This is a genomic window from Microbacterium sp. PMB16, from assembly GCF_051294855.1.
Taxonomy (GTDB): domain Bacteria; phylum Actinomycetota; class Actinomycetes; order Actinomycetales; family Microbacteriaceae; genus Microbacterium.
Map to the genome: position 1 here is coordinate 3243379 of NZ_CP145908.1, position 19316 is coordinate 3262694.

Consider the following 19316-nt stretch of genomic DNA (forward strand, 5'->3'; position numbering starts at 1 on the left):
GTGACAGCGTTGCGAGCGTCGCACCGCAGACAGGAGCCGAGATGGACCTCACCACTGTTCAGACTTTCCTCGAGACCGTCAGCGGGTTCATCTGGGGGCCTTTCTTCCTGATACCTCTGCTTCTCGGGACGGGCCTTTATCTCACGATCCGCCTCGGTGGGCTTCAGTTCATCCGGCTCGGTCCCGCGCTGCGGCTCGGGCTCATCACACGAAAGGATCCTGGAGCTGACGGCGACATCTCTCAGTTCCAGGCTCTGACTACCGCTCTCGCAGCGACCGTGGGCACCGGGAACATCGTCGGGGTCGCGACAGCGATCGGCATCGGTGGCCCCGGCGCGCTGTTCTGGATGTGGATCACCGGGCTCCTCGGTATGGCATCGAAGTATTCTGAGGGGTTTCTCGGTGTGCGCTTCCGAACCACCGATGCCGCTGGCGAAAAGTCCGGTGGGCCGCAGTACTACCTGGAGCGAGGCATCCGCGGGCCCCTGGGCAAGGTCCTCGGGTTGTCCTTCGCGGTCTTCGCGGTCTTGGCGTGCTTCGGCATCGGCAACATGACGCAGGGAAATTCGATCGCTCAGAACCTGGAGGCCAGCTTCGCTGTTCCGACGTGGGTGACCGGGATCGTGCTCACCGTGTTCGCGATGGTGGTGCTGGTAGGTGGCATCAAGTCCATCGGACGTGTGACGGCCGGTCTGGTGCCGATCATGATCATCTTCTACGTGCTCGGCGCGCTGTACATCCTGATCGCGAACGTCGGCGCGCTGCCCGCTGCCATCGGACAGATCTTCTCAGAAGCCTTCACCGGGACGAGCGCCGTCGGTGGATTCGCCGGCTCAGCGATCATCATCGCTGTGCAATTCGGAGTCGCCCGCGGCATCTTCTCGAACGAATCGGGGATGGGTTCGGCGGCAATCGCCGCTGCGGCGGCGAAGACCAGTCACCCGGTGCGCCAGGGGCTCGTGTCCATGACGCAGACATTCATCGATACCATCATCGTGGTCACCTGCACCGGGCTCGTCATCATCTCCACCGGAACCTGGAATGAGATCGATCCGGCGACAGGGGAGCAGCTCAGCCCCGCGCTGATGACCGGGGCAGCCTTCTCGCACGGTCTTCCCGGGGATTGGGGCCACATCATCGTCACCGTGGGTCTGGTCATGTTCGCCGGGTCAACGATCCTGGGCTGGTCGTACTACGGGGAGCGCAACATCGAGCGCTTGCTCGGACGGCGCGCGGTCATGCCCTTCCGCATCGTCTTCTCGCTGGTGGTATTCGTCGGCTGCACGGTGCAACTCGGCGTGGTGTGGGCGTTCTCTGACGCTATGAACGGACTCATGGCGTTGCCGAACCTGATCGGACTCCTGATTCTTTCGGGCCTCGTCGCCCGGGAGACCAAGAAGTACTTGGAGAACGATCCACAGCTTCGCGCCGACCGGGATCAGATCGACGCCTTCATGGAGGGGACGCCCGGTTGGGAGGAATGGAAGACCCAGGCGATCCCTGTCGCCAAACGCCGTCGCAACTGAGATCCGCGTGGCGGCCGCGGCATCCGCTCTAGGCTGATTCCATGCGACAGAACCCGAGCTTCACGCTGGCCGACGTGACGGAGATCCGCCGTGTCGTCGATGCGAATCCGTGGGCGACGATCGTCAGTGAGGGCGATGACGGACTGGTCGCGTCGCACTACGTGGTCTTGCTCGATGAGTCCCGCGACGATCTCACGATCGTCGGTCACGTCGGCCGCCCGGATGACCTCATCCACGGCATGGGTGAGCGCGAGCTGCTCGTGGTCTTCCAGGGGCCGCACGGCTACGTATCTCCCGGTTGGTACGGCGATGTGAAGGCCGTGCCGACGTGGAACTACACCGCGGTGCACCTGTCGGGCACGCCGGAGATTCTCAGCGATGCGGAGAACCTCGAGGTGCTGGACCGGCTCGTCGAACGATTCGAGTCGCGGATGCCGGATCCGCGGCTGATGTGGGCGCGACCCAACGACCCGGGGTTCGTCGAGCGCCTCGCCGAGGGGACCGTCGGGTTCCGGCTGACGCCGACGCGTGTCGTGGCGAAGCGGAAGCTGAGCCAGAACAAGCCGGCGGAGACGATCGAGGCCGTGATCTCCGCTCTGACGGAGGAGGGTCCGTACGCGAACCACGCGCTGGCCGCCGAGATGAGACGCGCCCAGGATGCGCGCACAGGAGTTCAGCAGTGACGGAGCGCGGTACAGGAGTCGAAACCATCCGGGCGGTGCGCATCGCCGGGCCAGGAAGCGAGTTCCTGATCGATGACGAACCGGTCGACATCCACATCTCAGGCGGCCGCATCGCCGACATCGCGCCCACTGGGGCACTCCCCGCGCGCGGAGAAGTGATCGATGGCGACGGTGCGTGGGCGGTTCCCGGTCTCTGGGACAACCACGTCCACACGGTGCAGTGGGCGCTCGACACCGAACGTGTCGCGCTCGGGGGTGCCGCTTCTGCGGCGGAGGCGGCTCGGCGAATGAGCGCGGTCGATGCACTTCCTGACGGTCGGCGGGTCGGGGCAGGGTTCCGCGATGCGCTGTGGCCCGACCTTCCCACGTTGGACCTGCTGGATGCCGCGAGCGGCGAGGTTCCGACCTACCTGATCAACGCCGACGTGCACAGCGTGTGGTTGAATTCTGCGGCCCTCGCGCGCGAGGGCTTCCGCACCCCCGATGGAATGCTGCGCGAGGAGGATGCGTTCGAGATCTCCCGGCGCCTGAACGCCGTCGATCCCGCGCACAGCGATCGCGCCGTGCGCGACGCGGGCGAGCGCGCCGCGACGCGTGGCGTCACGGGTCTGGTCGACTTCGACATGGCCTGGAATGCCGAGGCCTGGCCGCGTCGGGTGCAGGCGGGGTTCGCTGCGCACCGGGTCGAGTTCGCGATGTACCCGTTCGATCTGGATCGGGCGATCACTGCGGGCTTGCGCACCGGAGAGCTCCACGAAGATCCGGGCACCCCGGATGCGGGGCGCGGCCTCGTGCACGTCGGTCCGCTCAAGGTGATCACGGACGGGTCGCTCGGCACACGGACGGCTGCGTGCTCGCACGCCTATCCCGGCGATCCCGCGAACTTCGGAGTGTTGACCGTTCCGTCGGACGAGCTGGTCGAGCTACTTACGCGTGCGACGGGAGCGGGACTCGCTGCGGCCGTCCACGCCATCGGCGATCGAGCCACGACCTCGGCGCTCGACGCCTTCACGGTCGCTGGCGCGGTCGGGACGATCGAGCACGCCCAGCTGGTCAGGCACGCCGACCTCGCCCGTTTCGCGCGGCTCGGTGTCATCGCCAGCGTGCAGCCGCAACACGCCATCGACGACCGCGATCTCATCGGAAAGCACTGGGCGGAGCAGACCGCGATCAGCTATCCGCTCGCGTCGCTGCGGGCCGCGGGCGCCGAACTCCGGTTCGGCTCGGATGCCCCGGTCGCCGCGCTCGACCCCTGGCATGCGATCTCGGCTGCTGTCACCCGGACCGACGACGACCGAGCCCCGTGGCACCCGGAGGAACGCCTCACCATCGATCACGCTCTGGAAGCGAGCGTGCGATCCTCGCTGCGACCGGGTGAGCCCGCAGACATCGTGCTGTGCGGCGCTGACCCGCGGACGGCGACGGGGGAGCAGTTGCGAGGGATGCCGGTCGTCGCCACGCTGCTGGGTGGACGCGTCACTCACCGAGCCTGAGCCCGGACGCACGAAGAAGGCCGGGCCCTCAGCGCTGCTGAGAACCCGGCCTCCTTCGTCTGTGGTCAGGCCGCGATGTGCGAGACCAGGAACCAGCGGTCCTTCTCGAGACCGCGCGCGATCTCGATCGCGACATCCTGGCTCGTCAGGTCGACCTCGTCGAGACCGTCGACCGCAGCCTTGACGTCGACCAGGATCGCGTCGATGTCGGAGATGACGGCGCGGACGAGTTCGTCCGACTGGGTGAAGCCCGCGGGAACAGACGTCGCGCCGGCCTTGGAGGCGACCGCGCTCACGCGGGCGTCGATCGGGAGGCCGAGGGCGACGATACGCTCCGCAGCGGTGTCGGCGAAGTCGCCGGCGTGCGCGACGATCGTGTCGAGCAGCTCGTGGACGCCGATGAAGTTCGCGCCGCGCACGTGCCAGTGGGCCTGCTTGCCGTTGACGGTCAGCGCCTGGAGGCCGAGCACCACGGGGGAGAGGAACTGGGCGGCGCCTGCGGCGACGGTCGGGTCGATGGCGGTGGTGGTGATGGTCTGTGCCTTGCTCATCTTGTGCTCCTCTGGAACGGTTCTCTCGTACGTGTGAAGACAACGCTACTCAGGCTCAGACATTCCGCAAGCAAGCTGAGGCTCGGCTCACTTCCGCGTGATTCCGCGGAAGTGAGGGTAGTCTCACCTCATGACTGTCGCTTCAGGAGCATCCGTTCTCGCCCTTCTGGACCGTTCCCCGTCGATCGACCCGACGGCTTTCGTGGCGGAGGGCGCGCGAATCGTCGGAGACGTCGCCCTGGGGGCGGAAGCCAGCGTCTGGTACAACGCCGTACTGCGCGGTGACTCCGCCGGCATCGTCATCGGTCCGGGAAGCAACGTGCAGGACAACGTCTCAGTACATGTCGATGCGGGACACCCGGTGGTCGTGGGTTCTCATGTCTCGATCGGACACAACGCCGTCGTGCACGGATGCTCGATCGGCGACGGGTCGTTGATCGGGATGGGATCTGTGATCCTCAGCGGTGCCGTGATCGGTGCCGGCTGCCTGATCGCGGGTGGCGCCGTCGTGCTGGGAGGGACCGAGATTCCCGACGGATCGCTCGTGGCGGGGGTTCCGGCCAAGGTCCGTCGTGCCCTCAGCGACGAGGAACGTGCCGGCCTGATCGCCAACGCAGAGATCTATCTGAGGCACCTCGGGACCCATGCCGCAGCGACGTCGGTCCGACCCTCCGGCCGCTAGGCTGGAGGCCGTACGGGGCGGTGGCCAAGCTGGTTAAGGCAGTGGGCTCATAACCCAACGATCGCGGGTTCAAGTCCCGCCCGCCCTACAACATGCCCCGTGTCAGGGGAGGCTGCGAATCGAATCCCGGATCACGACCGGCATGGGGATCAGGGCAGCAGTGAGGGGGCGGTCGCCGAGCAGCATCTCGACGGCCGTGCGTCCCATCACGTCATAGGGAAGCCGCGCCGTCGTCAGGCCCGGTCTTTGAAAGCTCGCCAACTCCTCGTCGTCGAAGGATGCGACGGAGATGTCCTTCGGCACTCGCAGTCCGCGCTCCGCGATCGCCTGGTATGCACCGAACGCCACCGCGTCGTTGCCGGCGAGAATGGCCGTGAGATCTGGATGTGAGTCGAGCATCTGCAGCGTCCGGGTGTAACCGACGTCGGGGTTCCAGTCGTCGACGTCGACGATCACCGGGTCGACGCCCGCCTCCGTGAACGCGGCGTTGATCCCCTCGAATCGAGGACCGATCGTGACCGAATACAGGGGAGACGCGACGGCGCGGGGGTTGTTGCCGATCACGCCGATACGGCGATGCCCGGCTTCAGTGAGCAAGCGCGCCATCGCATGACCGGCGATGCGCTCGTCGGGCAGGACGGAGGGATGCCCCGTCGTCGATGTTCCGTTCACGATCACGATCGGCACGTCGTGAGGTGTCTGCGGCACCTCGATCATGCGGGCGCCGAGCAGTCCGATCAGGATGCCGTCGACGCGGCGGTCGATCATCGCCTGGATCTCGTCGGCGATGGTCGCGTCATCGCCCTCTGTTTCGGCGATGAGAACGGTGTGCCCATGCTCCTTCGCGGCGGAGAGCAGGCCACGGATCATCTCCGAGGCGTAGCGGGTCACCGTGATCTGATCCGAGATGAAGCCGAGCGTCTTCGTCTTTCCGAGGCGGAGGCTCTGGGCAGCGGGATTGGGCCGGTAGCCGAGTTCCTCCGCCGCGGCGCGGACCCGTCGTGCGGCGTCGACCGAGAGGCGCGAGCCGGGGCGATCGTTGAGGATCATGCTCACGGCCGCCTTCGACATGCCCGAGAGTGCAGCAACGTCGGTGAGTGTCGGCCTGCGCTCCACGTTATCCGGCATCGGCTTCCTCTCGTCGCGACAATCTCAGCATAGGCAGTGGGAGAGCGCCGCGCAGCCACTCGTGTTGAATTGATTCAGCTAATGGTTGCGGGGTGGATATCCGAGTGCTAATCTCGGCGATGCTGAATCAATTTAGCACCCGGGTGCGACGTACCCACGGTGCGCTGAATCTTGGAAATCAGGAGAGAACATCGTGGTTGATCTCACTCGCAGGGCTCTGTTCGGCGCGATCGGACTGGGCATCGTCGGCACCGTCGTCTCGTGGCCACGACTCACCGGCGCCGACATCCCGGGGCGTGGCAAGGACACCCTGACGGTCGCTCTGTTCGGCACGGCGCAGGACGCCGTGGCGCGTCAGTCGCTGGTCGACGGGTTTCAGCGAAAGCACCCCGGGGTCGAGGTGCGCATCGTGGCCATCCAGGGGCAGGACTGGAGCGAGTACTTCGCGAAGATCCTCACGATGATCGCCGCCGGCACGCCACCGGACGTCGTCACGGTCGCGACCGAAGGGGCGCAGCTGTTCGCCTCACGCCTCGCGCATCCGCTCGACGACTTCGTGCGCCGCGATGCGGCGGAGATGCAGGAGTACTTCGATGACGTGAATCCGACGCTCATCGAGGCCTTCATGTACCAGGGCAGCCTGTTCCAGATGCCCGACAACTTCAACGCGGCGAACGTCTTCTACAGCACGCGCGCCATGGAGCGCGCAGGGCTCGAGCGCCCCGCCGACAACTGGACGCTGGAGGATTTCCTCTCGACGGCCAGAGCGATGAAGAAGAGCGCGTCGGGCCAGTTCCTGCCCTACTTCTGGAACAACCGGCTGTGGGGCGGCGTCGTCCCCTGGCTGTACGTCAACAACACCAGCTTCCTGCGTGAGGAGAAGGCGGGCGGTGGTGACTGGTTCTGGGGTCGCTTCTATCCCGACCAGCCCGCCCGCAGCGGAGGCTACGAGTGGAAACAGGCAGATGCGCTGAACGAGCATGCCGTCGAGAGTTTCTCGGTCCTGGAGCGCATGGTCTCGGAAGGTCTCGCGGCGAATCCCGCACAGGGCGGTGGGAACGAGCTCGTTTCGCTGTTCTCCACCGGTTCCGTCGGGATGACTCCCGCCGGAGGGTTCTGGGTCCGTGGCCTCGAGGAGGCGGGTGTCGCGAACGACGCCTACGACGTCACGTACTTCCCTCGAATGGCGGGGCAGCGGCACCAGTTCGGCGCGGGAGGTTACGCGATCATGGAGACCTCGCCGCGCAAGGACGAGGCCTGGGAGTGGCTCAAGTACTGCGTCTCCGTCGAGGGCATGACGATCGCGCATTCGAAGCCGGATTCATCCCTTCCGCGTCGCTCGCTCAACGCGAAGCTCTATGGTGCCGGCGTCGGTCCCGCCCACTGGGAAGTCTTCTACGACACGCTCGACAAGTTCCCCGATACCGGGCCGATGCCGGCGCCGCCCCAGCAAGCCGCAGTCGAATCCGCTCTGCTCAAGAACGTGGTGTCGACCATCACCAACGGCCCATCCGGAGTGCGCCGAGGGCTCGAGACGATGCAGCGAGACCTCGAGCTCGCGTTGGGGCGAAGCTGATGTCGCAGAGCACCCGAACACTCACCCTCCCGCCGGGGACACGGACCGAGACCGGCACCGCCACCCGAACCGGGCGGCTCATGGTCTGGGCCTTCCTGGCGCCTACTCTGGTCGGGCTCGGGCTGTTCAGCCTCGTGCCGATCGTCGGGTCGTTCGTCCTCGCGTTCTTCCGTTGGGACATCATCTCCGACCCGGTCTTCGTCGGATTCGACAACTTCGTCGACCTGGCGACCAATCCGACGGTCAGCGTGTCATTCCTGAACACCATCGGCTTCGTCGTCGTGGCAGTCACTCTGCAGCTCACGGTCGCCCTGGTGCTCGCCATCCTCGTCCAATCGAGGATGCCGGCGTGGCTGCGCACCTTCTTCCGCTCGTCGCTCTTCTTCCCGCTGATCCTGTCCGCTGCGTCCGTGTCGCTCATCATGGCGTACCTGTTCAACCAGGAGTTCGGGCTGGTGAATCAGACGCTCAACCTGATCGGCATCGCGGACGTCGGATGGTTGACGACAGGATCCGGCGCGAAGGTCGTGGTGCTGCTGGTGTACGTGTGGCAGAACTTCGGGTTCACGTTCCTCCTCTTCATCGGAGGGCTCGCGGCGATTCCCAGTGAGGTCTACGAGGCATCCGCCCTCGACGGCGCCGCGGGGTGGACTCAATTCCGGATGATCACCTTGCCGCTGGTGAGCCCCACACTGCTCGTCGCCTCGGTCATGGCGATCATCAACGCGCTGCAGATCTTCGATCAACCATGGGTGCTCACACGCGGCGGGCCCGGCGACGAGACCCGCACGGCCGTGATGGTGATCTACGAGTCGGCTTTCCGACAGCTCGACTTCGGCGGCGCGTCGGCCACCGGCATCGTGCTGACCCTTCTCATCATGCTCGTCACGGCCATCCAGTTCCGGCTGAGCCGCCGATTCGTCTTCTACGGGTGAGGCCCCTCATGACCACTACAGTCGCTTCGAAGCGTTCATGGCTCTACAGTCTGGGAACCGGCGGCAAGTTCGCCCTCCTGGGACTGGCGGCCTTCCTCACTCTGGGACCCGTCGTCTGGACCCTCTTCACGGCGTTGTCTCCCACTGACAGTGCGACCCAGGAGGTCAACGTCGGATTCGGGGCCTTCGCCGACGTCTTCGTCAAGATCCCGATCTGGCTGTACGCCTGGAACAGCGCCCTGGTGGTGCTGCTCGTCGCAGCGGGCCAGATGCTCTCGGCGGCGATGGCAGGCTATGTTTTCGCCAAGTTCGAGTTCCGGAGCAAGAAGCTGCTGTTCGCGCTCATCCTCGCGACCATGATGGTCCCGCTCCAGGTCACCATCGTTCCCGTGTTCATGCTGGTCAGGGGTATGGGGCTCGCCGACACACTCCTCGCGCTCATCGTTCCTGCGTTGCCCACCGCCTTCGGCACGTTCCTGATGCGGCAGTACTTCATGGGAATCCCGACCGAACTGGGGGAGGCGGCTCAGCTCGATGGGGCCGGGCCCTGGCGTACGTTCTTCGGCGTATACCTGCCGCTGGCGATTCCAGGCCTTGCGATCGTCGGCATCCTCGCCTTCAACTACCACTGGAACGAGTTCTTCCGGCCGCTCATCATGACCATCAGCGATCAGAACTTCACCTTGCCGCTCGGACTCGTGACGTTGCAGGGGAACCTCGGCACCGGCAGTATCTCGACGGTGCTCGCCGGCGTGATTCTTTCGATGATCCCGGCGCTCCTGGTCTTCTTCATCGGGCAGAAGCCGCTGCGTGAAGGACTCACAGCGGGTATCGGCAAGTGATCACCACCTCTTCAACCAGAAAGACGACGGTCTCCGTGACGACCACTGACCTTCCCCCGCTACGCATCACTCACCCGCGCCTGCACTTCGCTCCACGGAACAACTGGATGAACGACCCGAACGGCCTCGTCTTCCACGATGGTCTCTATCATCTGTACTTCCAGTACAACCCGCAGGGCGTCTCGCACGCGAACATGAGCTGGGGCCATGCGACGAGCACCGATCTCATCCGGTGGACGGAGCACGACCCGGCGATCCTCTGGGACGAAGAGGCGCAGATCTTCTCGGGCTCGGTCGTCGTCGACCACGGCAACACGTCCGGATTCGGTACGGCCGAGGAGCCGGCGCTGGTGGCGCTCTACACCGCCGCAGCTGCCGGACGCCAGGCGCAGGCTCTCGCGTACAGCACCGACGGGGGATACGTCTGGACCAAGTACCAGGGCAACCCGGTGCTCGACCGGGGCACGAGCGACTTCCGCGACCCGAAGGTCTTCTGGTTCGACGACGGAAGGGACGCGTACTGGGTGATGGTCGCGGTGGAGGCGGTGGACCGCCAGGTGCTCTTCCATCGTTCGGACGACCTCAAGACGTGGACCTTCCTCTCCTCCTACGGCCCGGCGGGCCCGGTCGGCGGGGTCTGGGAATGCCCGGACATGTTCCCGCTGGCGGTCGACGGCGACGACTCGGATGTGCGTTGGGTGCTTCTGATCAGCTTGAATCCCGGAGGCATCGCAGGCGGCTCGGGGACCCATTACATCGTGGGCGACTTCGACGGCAAGATCTTCCGGCCGACCGTCCCGCATCCGACATCCGGGCGTGAACTCCTACGGGAGCGGAGTCAGTCACGCGAAGAACTGGAAGCGTACGGCTGGCTCGACTTCGGACCCGACTGTTACGCCGGCGTCACCTTCGACGGTCTCTCCCGAGACGAGAGAACACTCATCGCCTGGATGGACAACTGGGAGTACGCCGGTAGTCTCCCCGGAGACTCCGACGAATACCGCAGCGCGATGACCCTGCCCCGCAGGCTCTCCCTCACCCGTGACCAGAGCGGAGTCCTTCGCCTGCGGCAGGAGCCGGCCATCGAGCTCGAACCCGCCGAGAGCGTTGATCTCGGTTCCATGACCGGCAGCACCGTGCTCACTGCGGATCCTGCGAGCGCTACGCGGATCCGCTTCGCGGCGACGTTCGGCGATGCGCACAACATCGAACTGCGCATCGAATCCGCGTCAGACGACGATCTGGTCGTGATTCGTCAGGACCGGATGAGCGGACGCATCGCGATCGATCGTCCTGGCGCGGAGATGCCCTCGGGTTTCGCCAGTGTTCCGTCGATGCGCCTCGAAGAGCCGGGCGAGATCGAGTGGGACCTCTGGATCGACCAGCTGAACGAACGAGTGTCGTCCCTCGAGCTGTTCGCGCAGAGCGGTGAGAGGGTGCTCACCGCGCTCATCCCCGCCGCATCGCCCCGTTCATACTCCGTCGCCGTCGTCGGTGGAGCGCTGCGCAGGGCTCGAGCGACCGTCGCGGTGGTGCGGTACTGACTCACCGGCATCGGAGACGATGAGCACGGGCCGCTGTCAAGCCCCTCTCCACGGCGGGAGTTCCCTGCCACCCTCGTGGTGTGCGGCACTTCGCCGCGGAACGGGAGGCATCATGAGCATCGGCACAGGTATCGTGCTCGTCGTCATCGGAGCGATTCTCGTCTTCGCCGTCAACGTGGAGGTGCAGTGGGTCGACCTCGACATGGTCGGCTACATCCTGATGGGCGCAGGATTCGTGGTCTTCCTGATCGGCATCATCATGCTCACGCGCCGCCGTCGCACCGAGACGGTGTCACGCACTTCGGTCGACCCCGCAACCGGAGCGCCGACCACACGCCGCTCGGTCAGCGCGACCAACGACGACGTCGTCTGATCGCCCGCGCTGACGGCATCCGCTCCTCTGAGCGGGTGTCGTCAGCTGGCGAGAACGCTCTCGAGGTGCTCCTCGACGAGAGTGATTCCACCGCTCGAGTTCGCCGAGTGCGCCAGGTCTTCGATCCACGTGCGGCTCAATTCGGGTGTCTCCGGATCCTGGAAGACGAATCGGAGCGGGATCGAGGGGTGCAACCAGAGCGTCGAACGCCCAGGGGTATCGCCCTCCGGATGCCGCCAAGACAGAGTGAAGCTCTCGTTGCGGCGCAGTTTGGTAGCGATGACGACCTTCAGATGCGCGAGCGCACGATCCTCGATCTGAATCGGGTCTTGCGCGTCGCCGTAGTACAGGCTTCCCATGTCAGCCGGCCGCTCGGGCAGGTGTGAGCGCGTGAGTCATGACTTTCCTCGGCTGACGTCGGAGCGTGAACCGACGCGCGGCCCTGGGTATCTGCACCCTATCCAACGATGGTGCCGCCGATTCGCCATAACCCACGACCCGCCGCTACCGGCGAACAGAGTTTTCGCCTGATGTCACAGGTCGGGGGCTGAGCGTCCGCTCGTCGGCGCGACGCCGAACGCCTCACGATAGGCGATCGCGAAGCGCGACGGGTTGCTGAACCCCCATCGGCGCGCGACAGCACTGACCGAAAGTCGTTCGCCGCGCTCCAGATCGCGGCGAGCTCCGTCCAATCGTGCCCGACGAAGAACGACGGTCGGCGTCGTGTCGAGAGCCCTGCGGAACGCGTACTGGAGGCCCCGTGTGGAGATGAACGATGCACGCGCGACGTCGTCGATCGTGATGGCGAGGTGGGCGTTCTCATCGATGTAGGTGAGAGCGCGCCGCACTGTCGCCGGAGCGCCCGTCCGTTGAACCGGTCGGCGGAGGGAGTCGCTGAGCGAGGTGGGGAAGGTGGCAAGAGTCACCATCAGCGCGTGGCGCTCGAACTCGGCCACCATGATGCGGTCGTCGTCGGTGTCGTTCCCGAGGGCGGTGTCCAGATAGCGGAACATCTTCTCCCACTGGGATACGGCAGAGGGGGAGTGCGGCGCGAATCCCGTCGAGCGGAGTTGGAGCGTATCGTCGCCGATGAGCTGCCGCGCACGGGCCTCGGCGGCGGTGCGATCGAACACGAGAGCGCGGACGCGCGCCCCGTCGTGCCACCGGGCCTGGACCTGCGAGCCGTCGGACAGCCATGGCGCCCTGGCGTCGAGTGTGTCGCGGCCCGACCACACCTGGGCATCGGGAGCGTCGACTCGACACACCAGGAGTTGATCGTGCGGCTCGGCAAGAGAGTGCACCTGAGCGGCGAGTTCATAGCGCACGAGCATCGCGCTGCCGAGATCGGCGGATCTCCAATCGAAGCGGAACCGGTGCGGGTCGATCTTCTGCAGAGCAGCGGACGGAACGAACTGCTGCCAGGTGGACTGCACCTCGGCGACATCCCGAGACGTGAACTGCATCGACCGACCTTCTCCTCACGGGCGCATGAATGCGGGCATCAATCGGACCCTAGCCCAACCGGCGGACTCGCGAGCTCACAGGCTCAGGAGGCACCGGTCGGGGGCGCCTGGCCGCACCGGCCAACTGCCGTCGAGCTTCTGCTCCGGCTCGAGGCGACCGACGCTGATGAAGTACTCCGTGAGACTGGCGGCCTGCGACCTCGCCCATCCGATCTGGCGGGTGTGCAGTTCGGTCAGCGTCGGCGGGAGAGAGAATTGTCGTGCGAGCGCCTGAGCCACCCGGCCCGCGGCAATGGCGTCGGCAGAGGCCTCGTGGGCTCCCTCGAGCGGGACCGCGTAGTGCTCGGCCACGACCTCGAGCGTCCGCTTGCCGCGACGGTAGCGGTCATAGGCCTTGTCTATGACGAACGGGTCGATGACGGGAGAGGGATCGACGAGAGGTTCGACGCCATGCCTTGTCGCCTCGTGTGCCAGCAAGGAGAAGTCGTACGACGCGTTGTAGGCGACGACGGGAACGCCCTGGCCGAGCAGAGAACGGAGTGCGGAAGTGACCTCGGCGACGACCTCACGCGCAGGACTCCCATTCGCTCGGGCGTACTCGGTCGTGATGCCATGCACCGCGGTCGCGCCTTCGGGAATCGGGATCCCCGGATCGGCGACCCAGGATCGTGCCGCGATCTCCCAGCCGTGCGCATCGAGGACACCGACGTGCGCGGACACCACGCGATCCGTCGTGACGTCGACACCGGTGGTCTCGAGGTCGAAGACGGCGACGCGGGTGAGCCAGGCGGGGAGCGCAGGACCGGGTGACATGACACCACGGTAGAGCGGTGGTCGGACATTCAGGGGAAGCCGCACGGGGGCTCGTAGACTCGGAGGATGACCGTTCCCTCGCCGTACGCCGACCGTCTCAGCCGCCTGCCGGTGCGGCGTCACGAGGTCGAGGTCCGCGGCGGAACGACCGCTTATTGGGAGTACGGTCCGTCAGACGCCGCGACCACGGTCGTCGCCGTGCACGGCTTCCGGGGCGACCATCATGGGCTCGAACCCGTGCTCGCCTATCTCCCCGAGGTGCGCGTGATCGCTCCCGATCTTCCGGGCTTCGGCGAGTCCGCGCCGCTGCCAGGGCGCACGCACGACCTCGACGAGTACGCCGGATGGCTCACCGACTTCGCCGCGGCGGTCGCCCCTGGCGCCGTCATCCTCGGACACTCATTCGGGTCCATCGTTACCGCTGCGGCCGTCGCCGGCGGCCTGGCGACGCCGCGGCTCATTCTGCTCAATCCGATCGGCGCCCCGGCGCTCGAAGGACCGAAGGGGCTGATGACGCGACTCGCTGTGATGTACTACGCCCTCGGCGCGCGCCTGCCGGAGAGGCTCGGTACCGCCCTGCTGCGCAACAGCCTCATCGTGCGCATCATGAGCATCACCATGGCGAAGACCAAGGACCCCGCGCTGCGGCGCTTCATCCACGATCAGCACGACACGTACTTCTCGCGGTTCTCCGACCGGGACGTGCTGCGAGACGCGTTCGTGGCGAGCGTCTCCCATGATGTGCGGGAGTTCGCGGCACGCATCCACGTACCGACCCTGCTCGTCGCCGCCGAGCGCGACGACATCACGCCCATCGAGGCGGAACGCACGCTCGCGACTCTCTTCTCAGACGCTGAGCTGGTCGAGATCGCCCACGTCGGACACCTGATCCACTACGAGACCCCCGCGGAAGCCGCCGGGGCGGTCCGCCGCTTCCTCAGGATTCCCGTCGCGCGAGGCCGATGAGCCCGGCCACTCGGAACGGGATGACCTCGCCCATGGCGAGCGACGTCTCGGTGCGTTCGACCCCTTCGATGGAGAGGATGCGGGCGTCGGTGTCGAACAGGTGCCGAGCATCGCGGCAGGCGACACGGGCGAGGAGATCGATCGATCCGCTCAATCCGTGGGCCTGCACGACCTCCGGGATACGGGCGAGTTCGTTGATGATGCGGGGCAACTCGGGCTGGCGCACGCCGATGTTCACGAACGCCTGCAGTGGGAAGCCGAGCACATCGGGCGAGAACGATCGCTCGTACGAGAGGAAGACCCCGGTCTGCTCGAGGCGCGCCATCCGCGCTTGAATCGTGTTGCGGGAGAGCTTCAGGTTCTCGGCGAGGGCGACGATGGTGATGCGGGGGTCGTCGGCGAGCGCGGCGAGAAGCTCGAGATCGATGCGGTCCAGTCCTGGCATAGTGCCAAACCCTAGCAGCCCCACACCGCCGCAAATTGAGCAACATGCTCAAGCGCTTTGCAATTGCTTGAGCGAGGTGTTGAGCAGACGTAGCCTCAGAGCATGCCGGTGATGATGCCGGAGACCGCGCGAGAGCTCCACGAGGGCCGCCGAGCACGAGGAGGACGATGATGTCGCCGCAGATCACGCCCATCGCAGACACTGCCCAGGACTTGGAGCTCGCAGAGCGCATCCTCGCCCCCGACGGCTCCCGCCTCGCGAACCCTCGGCTCGACCCGTTCGTCGCCGATGTCGATGCCGCGCAGCTGCGCTCCCTGCATCGTGACATGATCATCCTCCGCCGGATCGACGCTGAGGGTGTCGCGCTGCAGCGCCAGGGGCAGCTCGGCCTGTGGGCGCCGTGCCAGGGCCAGGAGGCCACGCAGATCGGCACCGCCCGTGCGCTCGCTCCGCAGGACTACGTGTTCCCCAGCTACCGCGAGACCGGAGTCATCTACGCGCGGGGGGCGCAGCCCGGCGACTACGTGCGGATGTGGCGCGGCGAGGAAGGGGCGGGGCACGACCCCGCAGCCATCCGTGTCGCTCCGCTGCAGATCATCATCGGCGCGCAGACCCTGCACGCGGTCGGCTACGCCCTCGGTATCCGCCATGACGGCACCGACGAGGTCGCGGTGACCTACTTCGGCGACGGCGCGACGAGCCAGGGCGACGTGAACGAGGCCATGATCTTCGCCTCCTCGTACCAGGCGCCCGTCGTGTTCGTCTGCCAGAACAACCACTGGGCCATCTCCGAGCCCGTCGCGCTGCAGTCGCAGTACCCGATCGCCGGACGTGCACCCGGATTCGGCATCCCGAGCCTGCGCGTGGACGGCAATGACGTGCTCGCCTGCATGGCGGCGATGCGCTGGGCGCTCGATCACGCCCGCGCGGGCCGCGGCCCCGCGTACATCGAGGCCGTCACCTATCGCATGGGACCCCATACGACAGCCGACGATCCGACCCGTTACCGGGACGACTCCGAGCTCGAGGCCTGGCGCCGCCGGGACCCGATCGCACGGCTCGAGGAGTACCTGCGGAGCAAGGGTGAGCTGACCGACGAGCACGTCGCGGAGACCCAGGCAGCAGCGGATGCCGTCGCCAAGGAGATGCGCGCGGCGTGCCTCGGTATGGAGACCCGCCCGCCGATGTCGGTATTCGACGGCGTCTACGCCGAACCGCACACCGGGCTCGACCGCCAGCGCGGCGAGTATGCCGCGTATCTCGCATCGTTCGAGGGAGAAGCGTGACCATGACCGAGCTGACTCTCGGAAAGGCGCTCGGCGCAGGGCTGCGCCAGGCCATGCGCGACGACGACAAGGTCGTGCTCCTCGGTGAGGACATCGGCAAGCTCGGCGGCGTGTTCCGCATCACCGACGGACTGCTGGACGAGTTCGGGGCGGCTCGCGTGGTCGACACTCCGCTCGCCGAGTCCGGCATCGTCGGCATGGCGGTGGGGCTCGCGTTCCGTGGCTACCGTCCGGTCGTCGAGATCCAGTTCGACGGCTTCGTCTACCCTGCGTTCGACCAGATCGTCGCGCAGGTCGCCAAGCTCCACTACCGTACCCAGGGCCGGGTCAAGATGCCGATCACGATCCGCATCCCGTGGGCGGGCGGCATCGGCGCGGCCGAACATCACTCCGAATCGCCGGAAGCCTACTTCGTGCACACGGCCGGCCTGCGAGTGGTCGCCGTCTCGAACCCGGAAGACGCGTATCGCAGTCTCCGGCAGGCCATCGCCTCCGACGACCCGGTGATCTTCTTCGAACCGAAGCGGCTCTACCACCACAAGGGCGAGGTCGATCTCGAGGGGTCGCTCGCCGATGCGCCGCCGATGGGACTCGCCCGCGTCGTGCGGTCGGGCACGGATGCCACGCTGATCACCTACGGCGCCATGGTGACGACCGCTCTTCAGGCGGCTGATGCTGCCGAAGACGAGGACATCTCGCTCGAGGTCATCGATCTGCGATCGCTTTCTCCCGTCGACTACGACTCGATCGCGGCATCGGTGCGCAAGACCGGCCGCGTGGTCGTCGCACATGAGGCGTCGCGTGAAGCAGGGGTCGCGGCAGAAGTGATCGCGAGCATCACCGAACGCTGTTTCGAGTACCTCGAGTCCGCACCGCTCCGCGTCACGGGTCATGACATCCCGTACCCGCCGGCGAAGCTGGAGAAGTTCCACCTGCCGGACCTGGACCGTCTCCTGGACGCGGTCGACCGCGTTCTCGACCGCCCGAACAGCCTGACGGGAGCTGATGCATGAACGCGGAATTCCGTCTGCCCGACCTCGGTGAAGGGCTCACCGAGGCCGAGGTCGTCCAGTGGCTCGTCGCTCCCGGTGACACGGTCGCCCTGAATCAGACCCTCGCCGAAGTCGAGACGGCCAAGGCCGTCGTCGAGCTGCCGTCGCCATACGCAGGGACGGTGTCGACCCTGCACGCCGAAGCGGGAGAGACCGTCGCCGTCGGCTCTGCGCTGATCGAGTTCGACATCGAAGGCGAGGATGAGCCGACCGTTGCGGATGACGCGGGGGCGAAGGCTCAGCCGAACCTCGTCGGCTACGGTGCCGCGCCGACTGCCACCGGTCGTCCCGCTCGGCGCGCGCGCCGCGCCGGCTCGAGTCGTCCCACGGCTGACACCGCGGTGCTCGAGGCTGCACCGCATGATGCCTCGCCCTCGGCGAACACCGCGACGGTGATCGCGCGTCCGCGTTCCACGCCGCCGGTGCGCGCGCACGCGAAGAGGCTCGGCATCGACCTCGTGCTCGTCGCGGCCGAGGTCGGAGACAGGGTCACCACCCGGAACGACGTCGACGCCTATGCAGAGCGGATCGGGAGACCGGCCACCGCTCCGACCGACGCGACCCCGGATGCCGGAGCCACGGCCCCGTCCTCGCCGGCAGCGCTCTTCGGCGCCGGCGGAGAAGCCGTTCGCGAGACACGCATCCCCATCCGCGGCGTCCGCAAGCACACGGCCGCCGCGATGGTGCAGAGTGCCTTCACCGCTCCGCACGTCACGGTCTTCCACACGGTCGACGTCACCGCGACGATGGACCTCCTCGCGACACTCCGCGAGGATCGGTCGCTCGCCGAGCACCGGATCGGGCCGCTCGCGGTCGTCGCGAAGGCTGTGTGCCTCGCGCTCGGACGCACGCCGGGACTGAACTCCCGCTGGGATGAAGCGGCGGGTGAGATCGTCCAGCACCACTACGTCGATCTCGGCATCGCGGCCGCGACGGATCGCGGCCTCATCGTGCCGAACATCCGCGATGCGGACCGGATGACCCTGACCGACCTCGCGACGGCGCTCAAGTACCTGGCGGAGACGGCACGCTCGGGCAAGACGTCTCCGGCCGAGCTCGCGGGCGGCACGTTCTCGATCTCGAACATCGGCGTCTTCGGCGTCGACGCGGGAACGCCGATCCTCCCGCCGGGGCAGTCGGGCATCCTCGCCGTCGGAGCCGTGCGTCGCCAGCCGTGGGAGTACCGCGGCGAGATCGCCCTGCGCCAGCTGATGACCCTCAGCCTCTCGTTCGATCACCGTCTCATGGACGGCGCCGAGGGAGCGCGGTTCCTCAAGGACGTCGCAGACATCCTGGCCGAACCAGGCCGGGCGATGCTGCTCAGATAGCGGCGCGCAGCGCGGCTTCCGCCATCGCGGCCAACACGGTCGCGGTGGCGGCATGCCGACGCGAGGCGGCCCTGGTGCTGTGCGGCGTGGAGTTGATGAGTCCGAAGCACGCCTGCACGCGCAGGCGGAGTTCGTCCTGGTCGACGACGTTTCCGGCGTCTGCCCCCGCGACGGCAGGGGAGAGCGCGGCGAGCGCTTCCATCCACAGCTCGATGTAGCTGCGTTGCAGGCGTCGCACTTCCGCGCGGTCGACCTCGGAGAGGTGGGCGACGTCACGATCCTGTACCTGGATGACCTCGGCGTTCCCGAGTGCGAAGTCCACATGGAAACGGATGAGCGCCTGCATCCGTTCGTTCGCCGTGTCCGCGCCGAGCGAGACGTGTTCACCGCCGGTGATGAGGTCCTGGCTGACCTTCACGAGCACGGCCCCCAGGAGAGCCTGCTTGCCTGCGAAATGGCGATAGACAGCCGGACCGGAGACGCCGACGGCGGCACCGATGTCCTCGAGGCTCACACCCGTGTAGCCGCGCTCGGCGAACAGACGCGCGGCGGCATGCAGGATCGCATCGGAGCGCTCTGCTTTGGCGCGGTCTCGGGCGGTGACCGGGGTTGTCATCTCAGTTAATCCTC

General features: G+C 66.7%; 20 protein-coding genes and 1 tRNA gene. 14 read left to right on the forward strand and 7 right to left on the reverse strand.

Annotation, left to right across the window (positions count from 1 at the left end):
* Window positions 1-41 precede the first annotated feature (41 nt).
* Genes V5D55_RS15530 through V5D55_RS15540 form a run of 3 tightly spaced genes read left to right on the forward strand, consistent with a single transcriptional unit; the run spans window position 42 to window position 3702 of the window.
* On the forward strand, window positions 42-1526 hold the full coding sequence (locus tag V5D55_RS15530; protein WP_435744660.1) for an alanine/glycine:cation symporter family protein: 1485 nt from the start codon (window positions 42-44) through the stop codon (window positions 1524-1526).
* A gap of 41 nt (window positions 1527-1567) precedes the next feature.
* The gene (locus V5D55_RS15535) at window positions 1568-2209 is read left to right on the forward strand and encodes an FMN-binding negative transcriptional regulator (protein ID WP_435744662.1); all 642 of its coding nucleotides are present in this window, start codon (window positions 1568-1570) and stop codon (window positions 2207-2209) included.
* Window positions 2206-3702: an amidohydrolase gene (locus tag V5D55_RS15540; protein WP_435744664.1), complete on the forward strand. Its 1497-nt coding sequence runs from the start codon at window positions 2206-2208 to the stop codon at window positions 3700-3702. Before V5D55_RS15535 ends, V5D55_RS15540 begins: the two co-directional genes overlap by 4 nt.
* Window positions 3703-3767: 65 nt before the next feature.
* Here the strand turns inward: V5D55_RS15540 and V5D55_RS15545 are convergent, their stop codons facing one another.
* On the reverse strand, window positions 3768-4253 hold the full coding sequence (locus V5D55_RS15545) for a Dps family protein (RefSeq protein WP_435744666.1): 486 nt from the start codon (window positions 4251-4253) through the stop codon (window positions 3768-3770).
* A gap of 130 nt (window positions 4254-4383) precedes the next feature.
* Here V5D55_RS15545 and V5D55_RS15550 point away from each other — a divergent pair, with 130 nt between their 5' ends.
* The gene (locus V5D55_RS15550; protein ID WP_435744670.1) at window positions 4384-4935 is read left to right on the forward strand and encodes a gamma carbonic anhydrase family protein; all 552 of its coding nucleotides are present in this window, start codon (window positions 4384-4386) and stop codon (window positions 4933-4935) included.
* A gap of 14 nt (window positions 4936-4949) precedes the next feature.
* Window positions 4950-5023, forward strand: a tRNA-Ile gene (locus tag V5D55_RS15555).
* A 14-nt stretch (window positions 5024-5037) separates the two neighbouring features.
* On the opposite strand, the gene V5D55_RS15560 is transcribed toward V5D55_RS15555, so the two are convergent.
* Complete coding sequence (locus V5D55_RS15560) at window positions 5038-6063, reverse strand: LacI family DNA-binding transcriptional regulator (protein WP_435744672.1); 1026 nt, start codon at window positions 6061-6063, stop codon at window positions 5038-5040.
* Between the two features lie 193 nt (window positions 6064-6256).
* Here V5D55_RS15560 and V5D55_RS15565 point away from each other — a divergent pair, with 193 nt between their 5' ends.
* The 5 genes from V5D55_RS15565 to V5D55_RS15585 all read left to right on the forward strand — a co-directional run bounded on the left by V5D55_RS15565 (window position 6257) and on the right by V5D55_RS15585 (window position 11333).
* A complete protein-coding gene (locus tag V5D55_RS15565) occupies window positions 6257-7639 on the forward strand; it encodes an ABC transporter substrate-binding protein (protein WP_435744675.1) in 1383 nt (460 codons plus the stop codon).
* Window positions 7639-8574: a carbohydrate ABC transporter permease gene (locus tag V5D55_RS15570; protein WP_435744678.1), complete on the forward strand. Its 936-nt coding sequence runs from the start codon at window positions 7639-7641 to the stop codon at window positions 8572-8574. The genes V5D55_RS15565 and V5D55_RS15570 overlap by 1 nt, the downstream gene beginning before the upstream one ends.
* Before the next feature lie 8 nt (window positions 8575-8582).
* Window positions 8583-9416 carry a carbohydrate ABC transporter permease gene (locus tag V5D55_RS15575; RefSeq protein WP_435744681.1) on the forward strand — a complete coding sequence of 278 codons (834 nt, stop codon included), beginning with the start codon at window positions 8583-8585 and terminating at the stop codon, window positions 9414-9416.
* Between the two features lie 35 nt (window positions 9417-9451).
* Window positions 9452-10960: a glycoside hydrolase family 32 protein gene (locus tag V5D55_RS15580; RefSeq protein ID WP_435744684.1), complete on the forward strand. Its 1509-nt coding sequence runs from the start codon at window positions 9452-9454 to the stop codon at window positions 10958-10960.
* 112 nt (window positions 10961-11072) lie between these two features.
* Complete coding sequence (locus V5D55_RS15585; RefSeq protein ID WP_435744687.1) at window positions 11073-11333, forward strand: DUF6458 family protein; 261 nt, start codon at window positions 11073-11075, stop codon at window positions 11331-11333.
* 41 nt (window positions 11334-11374) lie between these two features.
* On the opposite strand, the gene V5D55_RS15590 is transcribed toward V5D55_RS15585, so the two are convergent.
* The 3 genes from V5D55_RS15590 to V5D55_RS15600 all read right to left on the reverse strand — a co-directional run bounded on the left by V5D55_RS15590 (window position 11375) and on the right by V5D55_RS15600 (window position 13609).
* Window positions 11375-11692, reverse strand: a complete 318-nt coding sequence (locus tag V5D55_RS15590) for a hypothetical protein (protein ID WP_435744690.1) — start codon at window positions 11690-11692, stop codon at window positions 11375-11377.
* Between the two features lie 174 nt (window positions 11693-11866).
* Window positions 11867-12796 (reverse strand): helix-turn-helix transcriptional regulator, encoded by a 930-nt coding sequence (locus V5D55_RS15595; RefSeq protein WP_435744692.1) that lies wholly within the window; start codon window positions 12794-12796, stop codon window positions 11867-11869.
* Between the two features lie 75 nt (window positions 12797-12871).
* On the reverse strand, window positions 12872-13609 hold the full coding sequence (locus V5D55_RS15600; protein WP_435744694.1) for a 3'-5' exonuclease: 738 nt from the start codon (window positions 13607-13609) through the stop codon (window positions 12872-12874).
* Window positions 13610-13675: 66 nt separating this feature from the next.
* Between V5D55_RS15600 and V5D55_RS15605 the strand changes: the two genes are divergently transcribed.
* The gene (locus V5D55_RS15605; RefSeq protein ID WP_435744696.1) at window positions 13676-14575 is read left to right on the forward strand and encodes an alpha/beta fold hydrolase; all 900 of its coding nucleotides are present in this window, start codon (window positions 13676-13678) and stop codon (window positions 14573-14575) included.
* Here the strand turns inward: V5D55_RS15605 and V5D55_RS15610 are convergent.
* Window positions 14547-15020 carry an Lrp/AsnC family transcriptional regulator gene (locus tag V5D55_RS15610; protein ID WP_307374174.1) on the reverse strand — a complete coding sequence of 158 codons (474 nt, stop codon included), beginning with the start codon at window positions 15018-15020 and terminating at the stop codon, window positions 14547-14549. The two genes, V5D55_RS15605 and V5D55_RS15610, sit on opposite strands and share 29 nt — an antisense overlap.
* A gap of 170 nt (window positions 15021-15190) precedes the next feature.
* On the opposite strand from V5D55_RS15610, the gene pdhA reads away from it, so the two are divergent.
* From pdhA to V5D55_RS15625, 3 genes are read left to right on the forward strand one after another with little or no spacing between them, the layout of a single operon-like run.
* On the forward strand, window positions 15191-16306 hold the full coding sequence (pdhA, locus tag V5D55_RS15615; protein WP_435744698.1) for a pyruvate dehydrogenase (acetyl-transferring) E1 component subunit alpha: 1116 nt from the start codon (window positions 15191-15193) through the stop codon (window positions 16304-16306).
* A gap of 2 nt (window positions 16307-16308) precedes the next feature.
* Window positions 16309-17319 carry an alpha-ketoacid dehydrogenase subunit beta gene (locus V5D55_RS15620; protein ID WP_435744701.1) on the forward strand — a complete coding sequence of 337 codons (1011 nt, stop codon included), beginning with the start codon at window positions 16309-16311 and terminating at the stop codon, window positions 17317-17319.
* The gene (locus tag V5D55_RS15625) at window positions 17316-18686 is read left to right on the forward strand and encodes a dihydrolipoamide acetyltransferase family protein (RefSeq protein ID WP_435744703.1); all 1371 of its coding nucleotides are present in this window, start codon (window positions 17316-17318) and stop codon (window positions 18684-18686) included. Before V5D55_RS15620 ends, V5D55_RS15625 begins: the two co-directional genes overlap by 4 nt.
* Here the strand turns inward: V5D55_RS15625 and V5D55_RS15630 are convergent.
* Window positions 18679-19302, reverse strand: coding sequence for a TetR/AcrR family transcriptional regulator (locus V5D55_RS15630; protein WP_435744705.1), 624 nt, complete (start codon window positions 19300-19302; stop codon window positions 18679-18681). The two genes, V5D55_RS15625 and V5D55_RS15630, sit on opposite strands and share 8 nt — an antisense overlap.
* Window positions 19303-19316 lie beyond the last annotated feature (14 nt).

Bases quoted from the DNA above. Each gene is read 5' to 3' on its own strand.
- V5D55_RS15530 (WP_435744660.1), top strand. From the start codon at position 42: ATGGACCTCACCACTGTTCAGACTTTCCTCGAGACCGTCAGCGGGTTC.
- V5D55_RS15535 (WP_435744662.1), top strand. From the start codon at position 1,568: ATGCGACAGAACCCGAGCTTCACGCTGGCCGACGTGACGGAGATCCGC.
- V5D55_RS15545 (WP_435744666.1), bottom strand. From the start codon at position 4,253: ATGAGCAAGGCACAGACCATCACCACCACCGCCATCGACCCGACCGTC.
- V5D55_RS15550 (WP_435744670.1), top strand. From the start codon at position 4,384: ATGACTGTCGCTTCAGGAGCATCCGTTCTCGCCCTTCTGGACCGTTCC.
- V5D55_RS15560 (WP_435744672.1), bottom strand. From the start codon at position 6,063: ATGCCGGATAACGTGGAGCGCAGGCCGACACTCACCGACGTTGCTGCA.
- V5D55_RS15570 (WP_435744678.1), top strand. From the start codon at position 7,639: ATGTCGCAGAGCACCCGAACACTCACCCTCCCGCCGGGGACACGGACC.
- V5D55_RS15575 (WP_435744681.1), top strand. From the start codon at position 8,583: ATGACCACTACAGTCGCTTCGAAGCGTTCATGGCTCTACAGTCTGGGA.
- V5D55_RS15585 (WP_435744687.1), top strand. From the start codon at position 11,073: ATGAGCATCGGCACAGGTATCGTGCTCGTCGTCATCGGAGCGATTCTC.
- V5D55_RS15590 (WP_435744690.1), bottom strand. From the start codon at position 11,692: ATGGGAAGCCTGTACTACGGCGACGCGCAAGACCCGATTCAGATCGAG.
- V5D55_RS15595 (WP_435744692.1), bottom strand. From the start codon at position 12,796: ATGCAGTTCACGTCTCGGGATGTCGCCGAGGTGCAGTCCACCTGGCAG.
- V5D55_RS15600 (WP_435744694.1), bottom strand. From the start codon at position 13,609: ATGTCACCCGGTCCTGCGCTCCCCGCCTGGCTCACCCGCGTCGCCGTC.
- V5D55_RS15605 (WP_435744696.1), top strand. From the start codon at position 13,676: ATGACCGTTCCCTCGCCGTACGCCGACCGTCTCAGCCGCCTGCCGGTG.
- V5D55_RS15610 (WP_307374174.1), bottom strand. From the start codon at position 15,020: ATGCCAGGACTGGACCGCATCGATCTCGAGCTTCTCGCCGCGCTCGCC.
- pdhA (WP_435744698.1), top strand. From the start codon at position 15,191: ATGTCGCCGCAGATCACGCCCATCGCAGACACTGCCCAGGACTTGGAG.
- V5D55_RS15620 (WP_435744701.1), top strand. From the start codon at position 16,309: ATGACCGAGCTGACTCTCGGAAAGGCGCTCGGCGCAGGGCTGCGCCAG.
- V5D55_RS15625 (WP_435744703.1), top strand. From the start codon at position 17,316: ATGAACGCGGAATTCCGTCTGCCCGACCTCGGTGAAGGGCTCACCGAG.
- V5D55_RS15630 (WP_435744705.1), bottom strand. From the start codon at position 19,302: ATGACAACCCCGGTCACCGCCCGAGACCGCGCCAAAGCAGAGCGCTCC.